At 38.0% G+C, this 13,711-nt stretch carries 9 protein-coding genes and 1 pseudogene; 7 read left to right on the top strand and 3 right to left on the bottom strand.

Annotated elements, in window-relative coordinates:
- Positions 1 to 46: 46 nt before the first annotated feature.
- A complete protein-coding gene (gene poxB / locus GWJ05_RS02240) occupies positions 47 to 1,771 on the bottom strand; it encodes a ubiquinone-dependent pyruvate dehydrogenase (protein WP_115370530.1) in 1,725 nt (574 codons plus the stop codon).
- 564 nt (positions 1,772 to 2,335) lie between these two features.
- Between poxB and GWJ05_RS02235 the strand changes: the two genes are divergently transcribed.
- Genes GWJ05_RS02235 through GWJ05_RS02225 form a run of 3 tightly spaced genes read left to right on the top strand, consistent with a single transcriptional unit; the run spans position 2,336 to position 4,781 of the window.
- The gene (locus tag GWJ05_RS02235; protein WP_087802675.1) at positions 2,336 to 3,157 is read left to right on the top strand and encodes a DUF3100 domain-containing protein; all 822 of its coding nucleotides are present in this window, start codon (positions 2,336 to 2,338) and stop codon (positions 3,155 to 3,157) included.
- Complete coding sequence (locus tag GWJ05_RS02230) at positions 3,154 to 3,603, top strand: hypothetical protein (protein ID WP_036933266.1); 450 nt, start codon at positions 3,154 to 3,156, stop codon at positions 3,601 to 3,603. The genes GWJ05_RS02235 and GWJ05_RS02230 overlap by 4 nt, the downstream gene beginning before the upstream one ends.
- Complete coding sequence (locus tag GWJ05_RS02225; RefSeq protein ID WP_161681026.1) at positions 3,603 to 4,781, top strand: M20 metallopeptidase family protein; 1,179 nt, start codon at positions 3,603 to 3,605, stop codon at positions 4,779 to 4,781. Before GWJ05_RS02230 ends, GWJ05_RS02225 begins: the two co-directional genes overlap by 1 nt.
- 58 nt (positions 4,782 to 4,839) lie before the next feature.
- Here GWJ05_RS02225 and GWJ05_RS02220 read toward each other — a convergent pair whose 3' ends face one another.
- Complete coding sequence (locus tag GWJ05_RS02220; RefSeq protein ID WP_036933269.1) at positions 4,840 to 5,859, bottom strand: LysR substrate-binding domain-containing protein; 1,020 nt, start codon at positions 5,857 to 5,859, stop codon at positions 4,840 to 4,842.
- Between the two features lie 707 nt (positions 5,860 to 6,566).
- On the opposite strand from GWJ05_RS02220, the gene proP reads away from it, so the two are divergent.
- The 4 genes and pseudogenes from proP to GWJ05_RS18490 all read left to right on the top strand — a co-directional run bounded on the left by proP (position 6,567) and on the right by GWJ05_RS18490 (position 10,491).
- A complete protein-coding gene (proP, locus tag GWJ05_RS02215; RefSeq protein ID WP_036933271.1) occupies positions 6,567 to 8,069 on the top strand; it encodes a glycine betaine/L-proline transporter ProP in 1,503 nt (500 codons plus the stop codon).
- A gap of 10 nt (positions 8,070 to 8,079) precedes the next feature.
- Positions 8,080 to 9,510, top strand: coding sequence for a deoxyribodipyrimidine photo-lyase (gene phrB / locus GWJ05_RS02210; RefSeq protein WP_161681024.1), 1,431 nt, complete (start codon positions 8,080 to 8,082; stop codon positions 9,508 to 9,510).
- A gap of 39 nt (positions 9,511 to 9,549) precedes the next feature.
- Positions 9,550 to 10,113 (top strand): annotated as a pseudogene (locus GWJ05_RS18495) (glycosyltransferase).
- Between the two features lie 15 nt (positions 10,114 to 10,128).
- Positions 10,129 to 10,491 (top strand): hypothetical protein, encoded by a 363-nt coding sequence (locus tag GWJ05_RS18490; RefSeq protein ID WP_224215415.1) that lies wholly within the window; start codon positions 10,129 to 10,131, stop codon positions 10,489 to 10,491.
- Positions 10,492 to 10,588: 97 nt separating this feature from the next.
- Here GWJ05_RS18490 and ppc read toward each other — a convergent pair whose 3' ends face one another.
- On the bottom strand, positions 10,589 to 13,225 hold the full coding sequence (ppc, locus tag GWJ05_RS02200; RefSeq protein ID WP_036933274.1) for a phosphoenolpyruvate carboxylase: 2,637 nt from the start codon (positions 13,223 to 13,225) through the stop codon (positions 10,589 to 10,591).
- Between the last annotated feature and the right edge of the window lie 486 nt (positions 13,226 to 13,711).

Genomic DNA, 13,711 nt, shown 5'->3' with positions numbered 1-13,711 from the left:
TTATCTTCAATTAATACTCTAAATAATTCGGATTGCAGATAGGCGATTAACGTAACCAATTGGTTTTGGCTAGTTGAACAATTTCATCACCTCTACCATTAATAATCGCTTTCATCATATACAGGCTAAAACCTTTTGCCTGTTCAAATTTAATCTCAGGAGGCATTGAAAGCTCTTGTTTTGCCGTTACCACATCCACAATCACTGGGCCATCATGTTCAAAAGCCTCTTTCAGTGCACTATCCAAATCCTCACCTTTCTCAACACGAATACCTTTGATGCCAGAGGCATTGGCAATAGCAGCAAAATCAGGGTTATGCAAATCTGTGCCATCGGTTAAATAGCCACCGGCTTTCATTTCCATCGCCACAAAACCTAATACACTGTTATTAAAAATAATTACTTTCACTGGCAAATTCATTTGTGCTAACGAGATAAAATCGCCCATTAACATAGTGAATCCACCGTCACCACACATTGCAACAACTTGACGTTTTCTATCTAATGCTTGTGCGCCAATAGCTTGAGCCATGGCATTTGCCATCGAGCCATGATTAAACGAACCTAGTAAACGGCGTTTTCCATTCATTCCAACATAACGGGCCGCCCATACTGTTGGTGTCCCCACATCACAGGTAAAGATGGCATCATCATTTGCCATTTCACTCAATCTGCGTGCTAAATACTGAGGATGAATAAGTTCACGTTCACTCGGTTGTGCAAGTGCATCCAAATCTTGCCGAGCTTTGGCGTAATGTTTCAATGACGCATCAAGGTGAGAGGTATCTATTTTCTCTTTTAAACGAGGCTGTATGGCGTTTAATGTTGCTTTAATATCACCAATCATTGCCATATCGACATGACAATGTGAACCGAGACTGCTTGGATTAATATCGATTTGAATAATATTGGCTTTTGATGGATAAAACGCGCGATAAGGAAATTGTGTTCCTAATAGCACCAGCGTATCCGCATTTTCCATCGCATGATAACCCGATGAAAAACCAATTAACCCTGTCATTCCTACACTGTACGGATTTTTCCACTCAATGTGTTCTTTACCTCGCAATGCATGTACAACTGGCGCTTTTAAAGTTTGAGCCAGTTTAATTACTTCATCATGGGCTTGAGCACACCCAGCGCCACACATTAACGTGATATTTTTTGCATTGTTCAGTGCATCGGATAACTTTTCGATTTCAAAACGATTGGGCATGATCAGTGGAAACTGTAGCGGATACCAATTTTCATGAGCATCTTCTGGAGCAGGTTTTAATGCAACATCTCCTGGTAAAACAACAACCGCAACTCCTTTTTTCAAAATAGCGGTTCGCATCGCGATGGCAAGTATTTGAGGGATTTGTTCTGGGTTAGACACTAATTCACAATAATGGCTACATTCGCGGAAAAGTTCTTGAGGATGTGTTTCTTGAAAGTAGTTACTGCCAATCTCAGCAGAAGGGATATGTGCTGCAATGGCTAATACAGGTACATGATTACGATGACAATCAAAAAGCCCATTAATAAGATGCAAGTTTCCTGGTCCACAAGAGCCAGCACAAACCGCTAATTGGCCATTTACCGCCGCTTCTGCTCCTGCTGCAAAAGCGGCCACTTCTTCATGGCGAGTGCCCATCCACTCAATCGTTCCCATCTTTCGTAAGCTATCACTTAATCCATTGAGTGAATCGCCTGTCACGCCCCAAATACGTTTTACACCTGCATTATGGAGTACTTTAGCAACATAGGTTGCAACTGTTTGCTTACTCATGGTGATATTTTTCCTCAATTTTGGGTAAATGCACCTCTGCGAGCTGAGCTTATCGCCTTCCCTCTTCTATTTTTCTTGCTCACGAGCTTGCAGAGAAAATCATCTCACTAACTCAAATATAAAGAATAACACCAATCACTATAATGTCACTGTAGAGATAAAATCAGTGCAAAAAAAATGCAAAAATAAAATATCACTTTCAAATACATTCATTAAATTTATAATAACCGCATTAAATAAGAATATATCTCATTAATATCGTACTATTATTACTAAATAATAGACAAATCTTGCTTATAGGATTATTTTAATAATTAAAATAATTTTTAGTTGAGATTTTTCACATCACATCTTTATTAACAATTAAGCTGACTCATTTCAGCCTTACTTATTGTCTTTATTAAAAAATTTAACCTTTCCCTATTTGTTAATAAATTTATCATCATTGTTTTATTTCATGTCCCATGAAAAAGAGGTATGAAATAAACATGACATTGGTCACGCTACCTTTTGCTTTTTGTCCTCTAGAATAAAGCCTGATTATTTTTCGACGGAGATTAACGGATGGACAAAAGTAGAAGTCCGATAAAGGTTTTCTTTATTAGTATTCTGGCAGTCCTTTTCTTAATTTTTATTTCACAATATGTTATTGGCAAAAAAGAAATTAAAATTGGCATTGCAGTAATACCTATTCTACCAATGTTATTTGCAGTAATTATTGGTATGTGTATATCTGCTGGATTTACCCGTAAAAAAATTAAAGTATGGGGTAAATTATTTACAGAAAAAGAAGAAGGCTTCTGCGGTAAAATGGTAGGTTTCAGCCTACTTATTTTAGGTACGCAATATGCAGGGATGATTGTTCCTAATATTAAAATGATTTTAAGTGTCGGTATTCCTTTATTTGTTCAGGAACTCGGAAACTTATTACCTGTATTAATTGCGGTTCCATTAGCGATTAAATTTGGATTTGGTCGTCGTACAATTGGTGCTTGTTCATCTATTAGTCGTGAACCTTCTATCGCCGTTATTCAAGGTAAGTTTGGTACAGGCTCACAAGAATATATTGGTGTATTAGCCATTTATTTATGTGGTTCTGTTATCGGTACTTTGTGGTTTAGTGTATTAGGAAGTATCGCACCATTAACAGGATTACATCCACTTGCGCTTGCCGCAGGCTCTGGCGTGGGTTCTGGTTCAATGTTAAGTGCAGCATCAGGTGCATTAATTAATGGTCTTGATGAAGCTTTAGCACAGCAAGTATTAAGTGTTGCTGCTGCATCTAATTTATTATCATCAGCACTAGGCGCACTGTCATTAACCTATTTAGGTTTACCTCTTTCAGAAAAAATTTATAAAATTTTCACCAGAGGCAAAACTGCATGAAAAATATAATTATTGATATGAAATTTGTATTCGTTGCTATTTTACTGGCAATGTTTACTCAGACGTTAACATCAGGGATCGCTCTTTATGCAATGTGGGATAGCTTTATTGCTATGTCATTAGTGGTATTTATTTCACTCGTTGCAAAACATTATTTACCTTCATCTTTACCAACATTTGCTTATGCAACAATTATCGGGATTCTAATTTGTTTACCCGAAACACCAATAAGAGATTTCTTTATTAGTTCTATTGGTAAAGTCTCTTTCTTATCTTGTTGTGTACCTTTATTAGCATTTGCTGGTTTATCTGTTGGTGGTCAATTAGAAGAACTTAAGAAAATGTCATGGAAAGTTATTCTTATTTTCATGATTGTTTCAACATGTTGTTTCTTTGGCGCATCAATCGTCGCGCAAATTGGATTTACTATCCAGGGAGTTATCTAATGAATAATATTTATAATGTCAGTGAAAAACTCTTTCAATTAAATGACTTTAGTAAAAAAACACGACAAGACCTGCACAAAATACCTGAGCTATCAGGTGAAGAATATAAAACATCTAAATACTGTCGTGAATTAATGGAAAGTTTTGGTTATCAAATTAAAACTTTTGATGAATATACTGGCTTCACAGCAGATTTAATCGTTAATTCTGAATTTCCATTAATTGCTATCCGTGCCGATATGGACGGATTAGAAATGCCAGACTTAACCAATAATGAACATAGTTCAGTTCACCAAGGTTGTGCTCATAACTGTGGTCACGATACTCATATGACCATGGCATTAACCAGTGCAAAATATCTTGCCGAAAATAAAGAAGAGATGAGCGCGAACGTCCGTTTTATTTTCCAAATGGCTGAAGAAGATATGCGTGTTCCTGGTGCTGAAAAAATGGTCGAACTGGGTTGTATGGAAGGCGTTGATGAAACCTACGCACTTCATAATGATGCGGCCATTGAAACCGGTTGTGTACGCTTTAATGATGGCGTGATGTCATCTTATGGCTCAGCATGGACATTAGATGTTTATGGTGTTTCTGCACATGGTTCAACACCACATAAAGGCTTAGATGCGATTCGTGAAGCAACTCGCTTAATTGATTATATGGATTATGTTGTTGCGAAAAAAACAGATCCATTTAGCCCAGCAGTCTTTGGTTGTGGCATGATCAATGGGGGAACAATCCCTAACGCATTAGCTGACCACGTTCAAGCTCGCGGTACTATTCGTTCTATGGATGAAAATACCGATCAAGTATTGAAAGCCAGCTTTGACGAAATCGTGGCTCGTAGCACCGCTGGTGGGTTTAAAACGACATTAAGCTACAGCGGATACCCTGCTGTTGTGAATCACCCTACTGCACATCAGCGCTTATTAGATGCGATGCGTAAATTCTTACCAGAAGAGAATATTGAATCGAACGGTAAACCAATGACGGGCAGTGAAGACTTTAGCTATATGGTCAATGCCACTAAAGGTAAAGTGGGTGCAATGTTCTTCTTAGGAAGTGGTAACCAAGCGAAAGGGATTAATAATTACCTTCACGCCAATCCTTATTTTGTTGATGATGATTGTTTATTAGTTGGAGCTCAGATTTTTATTAATATTCTGACTCGCTAATCTTTTATTATTCTGCCCGAAGCCCGTTATTGCCCCCGCAAAACGGGCTTTTTCATTCCTACGCTAATTCTGCATCGTTATTATTGAGACTCACTGAACGCAAATCAGGTAATATTTGATAAACTTCTTTACTGTGCCATTGCGTTTCCCATTGCTCTGGCATCTGAATAATATTCCTATCAATGTGAGGTGCATAAAGAGAAATAAATTCATGCATATAATCCTTCATATGCGTATGTTTACTGACACAAATATGGGTATAGCTCGGTTGTACAAGGTGATCGATATTAATACATTTTAATGCGCGACTATCTTCCGCTTCATCATAAGAAGCCGTTGCAATAACACCAATGCCTAAATGGCGCTTAACGTAGTATTTAATAATCTCCGTATCAGTCGCAGTTAATGCCACTTTGGGTTTAAGATTATTTTTATAAAATACCTTGTCTAACTTCGACCCTCGAGTAAAACCAAAAACATAAGTAATTAATGGATATTCAGCCATTTGTTCAATAGTCACTTGTTCATTGTCTTTTAATTCGGCAAGAGGATGATCGTAAGGAACGAGTAAACTGCGCGTCCAGCGATAACAAGGCAGAGTAATTAAATCTTCATACAAGTGCATAGACTCCGTTGCAATAGCAAAATCTACGTCACCGTTTTTGACCATTTCGGCTAACTGAGCCGGTGCGCCTTGATGAAAATGCAAAGAAATATTAGGGTAATAACGTCGAAAATGGTCAATAACATTGGGCAATGAATAACGTATTTGGGTATGTGTTGTCGCAATATGCAAATCAACTTTTTTATTACGATCTTCTTCAGCCACAATACTTTTAATTCGATCAACTTGTCCGAGAATATCGCAAGCAATTTTATGTACTTCTTTACCCATTGGGCTTAGTGCTAATAAGTTGTTATTTTTACGGACAAATAGCGATACACTTAATTCATCTTCTAATATTTTGAGTTGTTTACTAATTGTGGGTTGAGAGGTATAGAGTTTTTCAGCCGCATTAGTAATGTTGAAATTATTTTTTACGACTTCAACAAAGCTTTTCAGTTGATTAATGTTCATAGAGGTACCTGGGTTAATCTGCACAAATGCGCGGTTAATTATTAATTTTATAAATTTTTATTCTAAATATGAGCAACAGATAAATTATCTTTACTATCTCTGTTTTGATATCCCGCCATACTACCTTGATATAACCTTATAATAAGAATAGCGAGATCTATTCTATTATCCACACTTTCGCCTTAACTATTCGAAAGAATAATAAAGCAAAATAAGGTGTTATTATTTTCTATTTATCTATCAGCCTTTGTATTATGCACAATGCTCATACAAATGCGTTAGCCTGAATCAAAAAAAACAGATCCACCTAACACTATGTTATTAAAATAGAACTTTAATTTTATTTTTAGGGTTTCATTGCAATTACTTTCAGTCTTCCTAAGTCAAATTTACAATCACTAACACCATAAATTTTACAGAAAAGTAGAATTACGTTATGATATTGATCACATTTTAATACTTAGAGGCTATGTTTTGTTATATCAAAACAACAAAGAAAACATCCTAATATCTTATTCAATCTCATCTATACTTAATAAATATTCTCTTATCTATTAGCTTAATATCACTATTTAATTTTGGTAGAAGTAAGCTGTTTTTTAGTGAATTTTTATCACTCACTCTTCTCGCTAACAAATAGTCACTTCATTTCTTTTAATTAATTGAATAACAAGAAATTACGAATACCTTAATAAAGGTTACTTAATATGAAAATGAAGAAAAAAAGAAACAAACCATTACAAATCAATGATATAACCATTATTGATGATAGTAAGCTCAAAAAAGCCATTACAGCAGCCGCATTAGGTAATGCCATGGAATGGTTTGACTTCGGTGTTTACGGCTTCCTTGCTTACGTTTTAGGTCAAGTCTTCTTCCCTGGTGCATCACCTGGCGTACAGATGATTGCGGCTCTTGCCACCTTCTCTGTGCCTTTCTTGGTAAGACCATTAGGGGGTGTTGTATTTGGGATGCTAGGGGATAAATTTGGTCGTCAGAAAGTTTTATCTGTCACCATCATTATTATGGCACTCAGTACGTTTGCCATTGGTCTTATCCCGGCGTATGAAACCATCGGTATTTGGGCGCCCGTCTTATTATTACTTGCCAAATTAGCACAAGGTTTCTCTATTGGTGGTGAATATTCAGGAGCAGCAATTTTCGTTGCTGAATACTCACCCGATCGTAAACGTGGATTTATGGGAAGCTGGTTAGATTTCGGTTCAATCGCAGGCTTTGTCATGGGTGCGGGTGTTGTTGTACTTATCTCTACTATTTTAGGTGAAGCCGCGTTTCATGAATGGGGATGGCGTATTCCGTTCTTCTTAGCATTACCATTAGGTCTTATTGGCTTATATTTACGTCATGCTTTAGAAGAAACACCTGCTTTCCAACAACATGTTGATGCAATGAATAGTGACGACCGAAAATCTATTCAAGATCCACCTCGTGTTTCATTACGAGAAATCGCATCGAAATATTGGAAAAGTTTAACCGTATGTGTAGGTTTAGTGATTGCCACTAATGTCACCTACTATATGTTATTAACTTATATGCCGAGTTATTTATCTCATAACCTAAACTATTCGGCAGATCACGGTGTGCTGATCATCATCGCGATTATGATAGGTATGTTGTTCGTACAACCTGTCATTGGGTTATTGAGTGACAAAATTGGTCGTAAACCCTTTGTTATTGGCGGTAGTATTGGCTTGTTTGTCCTTGCTTACCCAGCATTTATGATGATTAACAGTGATGAAATCGGTTTAATTTTCTTAGGATTATTAATTCTTGCGGTTTTACTTAACTGTTTTACTGGAGTAATGGCATCCATTTTACCTGCCATATTCCCGACCCATATTCGTTATAGTGCACTAGCCATCGCATTTAATATCTCTGTATTAATTGCGGGTGCAACACCAACAGTAGCTGCATGGTTAGTTGAAGCGACCGGTGATTTGTATATGCCTGCTTATTATCTGATGATTGTTGCCGTTGTCGGTTTGATCACAGGGATTAAGATGATTGAAACTGCCAATAAACCATTGCGTGGAGCAACACCGGCAGCATCTGATAAATCAGAAGCTAAAGAAATTTTATCAGAGCACTATGATAGTATTGAACACCGTGTTGAAGATATCGAGGCAGAAATTGAAGCATTACAGAAAAAACGTCAAGCCCTTATCGATCAACATCCTAAATTAGATTAAGAGAGGTTATATGCACCCGTCTCCTGTTCATTTAGTTTGGTTTCGTCATGATTTAAGAGTGACAGATAACAAAGCACTCTTTAATGCTTGCCAAGATAAACACGCACAGGTGCATGCTCTTTTCACCATCACGCCTGAACAATGGAAAGCCCATAATATGGCTTTGTCATGTCAGGCGTTTATTCATGATGCCTTACTCAGTCTTTCAATCTCTTTGGCGAAACTCAATATTCCCCTGACATTGATCATGAGTGATACTTATTCAACTGCAGCCAATGAAGTGGCACACTATTGCCAACAATATCAAGTAACGGCGCTTTTTTTCAATCACCAATATGCCCTTAATGAACAACGCCGTGATAAAAAAGTCATTGAATTGCTAGAAAATAAAACAACGGTTTATGCTTATCATGACAATACATTTATTCCACCGGGTAATGTGATTACACAACAAGGGGAGATGTATAAAGTTTTTACACCCTTTAGAAATGCATTTTTACGCCTCTTTTTTTCACAAGATAATGCGTCATTACCTGCTCCAGAAATAAGGGCACATCAAAAAACAGTTACCCCATTAAAAGCGCCATTATTTTCACTGGACTATCCACCAACACTCTATTTTCTCGCCACAGAAGAAGAGGCGCTTAAACGCTTAAAACAATTCTGTTATGAAAGTGCCCCTCATTATGCAAAATGGCGAGATATTCCTGCAGTCGATGGCACAAGTCGATTATCCCCTTATCTCTCTATTGGATTACTGTCTATTCGCCAATGTTTTAATCGCTTATACCAAACTGAACCTGACTTTTTGGAAAACAGTGCATCAGGTGCTTTCGTATGGTTTAACGAATTGATTTGGCGAGAATTTTACCAACATTTAATTGTGGCTAATCCTCATTTATGCAAACACATTGCCTTTCAGCTTTGGACAGAAAAAATCAATTGGCGCAATGATAAAGCGGAATTTAATGCTTGGGCACAAGGTTTAACCGGCTTTCCTATTATTGATGCCGCCATGAGACAGCTTAATCATACAGGTTGGATGCATAACCGTTTACGTATGCTCACAGCCAGTTTTCTTATCAAAGATTTGTTAATTGATTGGCGTTGGGGTGAACGTTATTTTATGTCACAACTCATTGATGGCGATTTCGCATCAAATAACGGTGGCTGGCAATGGGCCGCATCCACAGGAACCGATGCAGTACCTTATTTTCGAATTTTCAATCCCACAACCCAAGGCCGTAAGTTTGATCCTGATGGTGAATTTATCCGCCAGTGGCTTCCTGAGCTAGCCAATGTGCCTAATCGGTATATTCACACACCTCATGAGTGGGCAGCAAAAACCAATAATCCTCTTGATTATCCATTACCGATAGTTGATCACGCCAAAGCACGAATAAGAGCGATTGAGTCTTATGAAAAGGCAAAAAAAGGATAAGATAGTAAAACTTTATTTATTGATAACTGGCTCAATATTGTGAAAACACCCCAAATTTCTGTCATCGTTCCTATGTTTAATGAAGCGTCTCGTATGACGAGATTATTGGATAGTGTGATCACTCAAACATTCACCGATATTGAAGTCATTATTGTTAATGATGGTTCGACAGATAATAGTGCTGAAATCGCCACGTCTTATTGCCAAAAAGATGCGCGTGTGAAGCTTTATCAATAAACTAATCAAGAATTATCCAGCGCAAGAAATACGGGTTTAAAATATGCGCAAGGCGAATGGATAGTTTTTTTTGATAGTGATGATTTTATTAAACCTGAATTACTCGCACATTGGTATCAATTAGCTGTTACCCAACACGTTGATGTTTTAATTGGTAATGATGAACGATTCAATCCAAGTGATCTTAACAAGCACCAAAAAACCATCCATCAACGACAGCCTTATCAAAAAGTCATAAAAGGTAGTGAGTGGATCATTCATGCCGTCACTCAACATCAATGGCCACATTTCGTTTGGTTGCAGTTAACTCGGCATGACTTAATAAAAAAACATCAACTTCAATTTATTGAAGGTCTTTACCATTAAAATATTTTGTGGACAATGCAATTAGCGCTTGTTGCAGAGCGAATAGGTTTTGATAACCAACCTCTCTATTATTACTGTGCTAATCCTGACTCTATTACACGTAAACCCGACCAACAAAAAGAAGCTCAACGAACACAAAGTTATTTGCAGATAATCTTACAACTATTAAAAGAAACCGATAAACAATCTGATCAGTTATTAGCAAAAGCACTCCGCCAACAGGTAGTTCGTGAATTAGGCAGTTTTTTTATTCTTTTTCGTAAATGTTGTGATGCAAAAAATCAAAAAATAATCGCAAAACAATTTTCTACTTATTCTTTATTTTCCTCTCTCAATAAAAGCGTAAATAATTGGCATCAACGCTGGTTTATTTTTTGAGTTAACTGCATTTTATTTATCGCCTCTTTGAAATAAGTAAGCATAAAAAAACAGCGCTGTTATTAAGCGCTGTTTTAGTTTCTAAATACGGATTGCTCTAGCCTGTGTTACGCATACCAGCTGCAATACCAGCAATTGTTACCATTAGCGCTTGTTCAATGCGTGGATCAGACTCGCTATGAGTACGAGAGCGCTGTAATAACTCAGCCTGAAGTACGTTTAATGGATCAGTATACACATTACGTAACGCAATAGATTCCGCTACCCATGGTAAATCCGCCATTAAATGCTCATCCTTTGAAATCGCCAAGACACTCTTAATATCATCGGAAAGTTGTTGGCGTAATTTTGCACCTAGTGGCCATAAGCGCTCTTCAACTAAGCGTTGGTCGTAATATTCCGCTAACCATAAATCTGCTTTAGCGTACACCATTTCCAACATCGCAATACGTGTATTAAAGAACGGCCAGTTCTCACACATATCGTCTAATACCGCCTGTTTTCCGCTATCAATTTCATGTTGTAATGCAGCGCCAGCACCCAACCAAGCAGGTAGCATTAAGCGGTTTTGAGTCCATGCGAAGATCCACGGGATAGCGCGCAAAGTTTCAACACCTCCAGTAGGGCGACGTTTTGCAGGACGTGAGCCTAATGGTAGTTTACCCAACTCGCCTTCTGGCGTTGCCGCTCTAAAGTAAGGCACAAAGTCTTCTTGTCCTCGTACATAGTCACGGTACATTGCACAAGAAACGTCAGACAAGGAATCCATTACCTCAATCCAAGGCGCTTTTGGCTCTGGTGGTGGTAATAAATTCGCTTCTAAGATTGCACCTGCATAGTGAGCAAGGCTACTGATGGTGACTTGTGGTAATCCGAACTTAAAGCGGATCATTTCGCCTTGTTCTGTCACACGCAGGCCACCTTTTAAACTTCCTGGTGGTTGAGAGAGTAATGCTGCATGAGCTGGCGCACCACCGCGACCAATTGTACCGCCACGTCCGTGGAATAACGTTAATGTCACACCTGATTTTTCACACAGTTTGATTAACGAATCTTGTGCTCGATATTGTGCCCATGAAGCAGCCATCACACCCGCATCTTTTGCAGAGTCGGAATAGCCAATCATCACCATTTGCTTGTCATCAATTAAATCGCGATACCACGGAATATCAAACAAACGTGTCATTACACTTTCAGCGTTATTTAAGTCTTCAAGTGTTTCAAATAACGGCGCAACCGGTAAGCGAATATCCGCACCCGCTTCTTTCAATAACAGTTTTACGGCTAATACATCCGAAGGTACTTTTGCCATTGATATAACATAAGAGGCGATAGAATCTTTCGGTGATTGTGCAATGACACGGCAAGTTTCAAATACTTCTTGGGTCGCCGCACTTGGTTGCCAATTTGTCGGGATAAGTGGACGCTTAGAATTTAATTCTTCCAATAAGAATGTTTGTTTTTGCTCTTCAGACCAATCCGCGTAATCACCCAACTCTAAATATTGTGTTAATTCAGAGAGCGCTTCGGTGTGATTGGTACTTTCTTGGCGAATATCGAGCTTAACTAGCTGTAAACCAAAACAACGGATACGGCGTAATGTATCTAACAATTGTCCATTAGCAATAATACGCATACCACACTGATTTAGTGATTGATAACATGCGTATAGTGGCTCCCAAAGCTCTGCGTTATCAATCAACAAACCTTCTGGTGGTAATGATTGTTGACCTTTAATGCGTTGTTCTAAATAATCACGAGTCACTTGTAAGCGAGTGCGTAGCTGTTTAGCGATTTCACGATAAGGCTCTGCAACTTCAGCCCCCCCCGCCAATTCACGTAGTTCAGGTGTACTTTCTGTCATCGAAAGTTCTGAAACAAGTACTTGGATATCATTTAAGAATAAATCAGCTGCTTTCCAGCGACTTAACAGTAAAGCATGACGCGTGATTTCTGCTGTAACGTTTGGGTTGCCATCGCGGTCGCCTCCCATCCATGATGTAAAACGAATGGGTGATGCTTCTACCGGTAAGTTGTAATCTATCGATTCTTTAAGCTGTTCGTTAAATTCACGTAAAAAAGCAGGAACGCCTTCCCATAAACTATTTTCAACAACAGCAAAACCCCATTTTGCTTCATCAATCGGCGTTGGACGGACTTTTCTAATTTCATCTGTGTGCCATGATTGAGCGACTAACTGACGTAAGCGACGCATAATATTCGTGCGTTCATAATCAGCTAAATCATCATGATCGAGTTGAGATAAACAGGTATTCACTTCAACCAGCTTATGAATAAGAGTACGACGTGCAATTTCGGTTGGATGCGCCGTTAATACCAACTCAATAGAGATTTGTTCTACGGCTTCTTTTAATTGCGTATCGGTAAAATTCTTATCTTTTAGTCGGGAGATTAATTTTGCCAATGCCACAGGATTACTTGCGGCTTCGCCATGAGGTGAAATACTATGATATTGTTCAGCTACATTCGTCAGGTTCAAAAATTGATTGAATGCTCTAGCAACGGGTAATAATTCATCATTAGATAGATTCTGTAACGTGAGCAACAACTTTTGTCGCTGCACTTCATTACCTGCTCGCGATGATTTAGATAATTTTCGAATAGATTCAACCTTATCTAAAATTTCCTCACCAAGTGCTTCTTTTATCGTATCTCCAAGTAGCTTGCCGAGCATACTGACATTGCTACGCATAGCAGAATATTGTTGATTCATGAGACTCCTGACCTTGTCTTTGTGGCGGTAACAACATGCATCTTCCTATTAGAAAAGTCATGTCCTCCCAGTTGTGTAATTAACTTTCATCTCTAATGTGACTTTATTTTGATTTTTGTGATAAGCCACACTGCTTTTTTTACTTAGCCTACTATTCATATCAGAAAATAATCGTTTTGGGGGATTTTTCTGAAATTTAATTACGGCTTTAGTCTTATAAGAATGGCTAATATTCGTGTTGTTTTAGCTCAATTTTGCCAAGAATAAGGACATTTTTTTGTTTCTTATCGGCTAAGAAGCGTTTTTTACTATGAAGGGGAAGATACGTGGGAATTTATCTGGTTAAAAATTTGGATGAATTTTTTTAATATTGATGAAATGTCTGGTGTGATTTGTACTTTTTAGTTTTTTACGTCCATGTGTTATAACCGTTCACGCTATCTCATACCTTATTCTTCCTATCTTTTTTTACTCACTCTGTCAGAT

Source organism: Proteus sp. G2626, from assembly GCF_009915985.1.
Lineage (GTDB): Bacteria > Pseudomonadota > Gammaproteobacteria > Enterobacterales > Enterobacteriaceae > Proteus > Proteus vulgaris.
The sequence above is the reverse complement of the archived record's forward strand: the minus strand, read 5'-3'. Positions and strand labels throughout refer to the sequence as shown.

What these genes read in the sequence shown, in the direction of transcription:
- poxB (WP_115370530.1), bottom strand. Translation starts at nt 1,771, where the DNA reads ATGAGTAAGCAAACAGTTGCAACCTATGTTGCTAAAGTACTCCATAAT.
- GWJ05_RS02235 (WP_087802675.1), top strand. Translation starts at nt 2,336, where the DNA reads ATGGACAAAAGTAGAAGTCCGATAAAGGTTTTCTTTATTAGTATTCTG.
- GWJ05_RS02230 (WP_036933266.1), top strand. Translation starts at nt 3,154, where the DNA reads ATGAAAAATATAATTATTGATATGAAATTTGTATTCGTTGCTATTTTA.
- GWJ05_RS02225 (WP_161681026.1), top strand. Translation starts at nt 3,603, where the DNA reads ATGAATAATATTTATAATGTCAGTGAAAAACTCTTTCAATTAAATGAC.
- GWJ05_RS02220 (WP_036933269.1), bottom strand. Translation starts at nt 5,859, where the DNA reads ATGAACATTAATCAACTGAAAAGCTTTGTTGAAGTCGTAAAAAATAAT.
- proP (WP_036933271.1), top strand. Translation starts at nt 6,567, where the DNA reads ATGAAAATGAAGAAAAAAAGAAACAAACCATTACAAATCAATGATATA.
- phrB (WP_161681024.1), top strand. Translation starts at nt 8,080, where the DNA reads ATGCACCCGTCTCCTGTTCATTTAGTTTGGTTTCGTCATGATTTAAGA.
- GWJ05_RS18490 (WP_224215415.1), top strand. Translation starts at nt 10,129, where the DNA reads ATGCAATTAGCGCTTGTTGCAGAGCGAATAGGTTTTGATAACCAACCT.
- ppc (WP_036933274.1), bottom strand. Translation starts at nt 13,225, where the DNA reads ATGAATCAACAATATTCTGCTATGCGTAGCAATGTCAGTATGCTCGGC.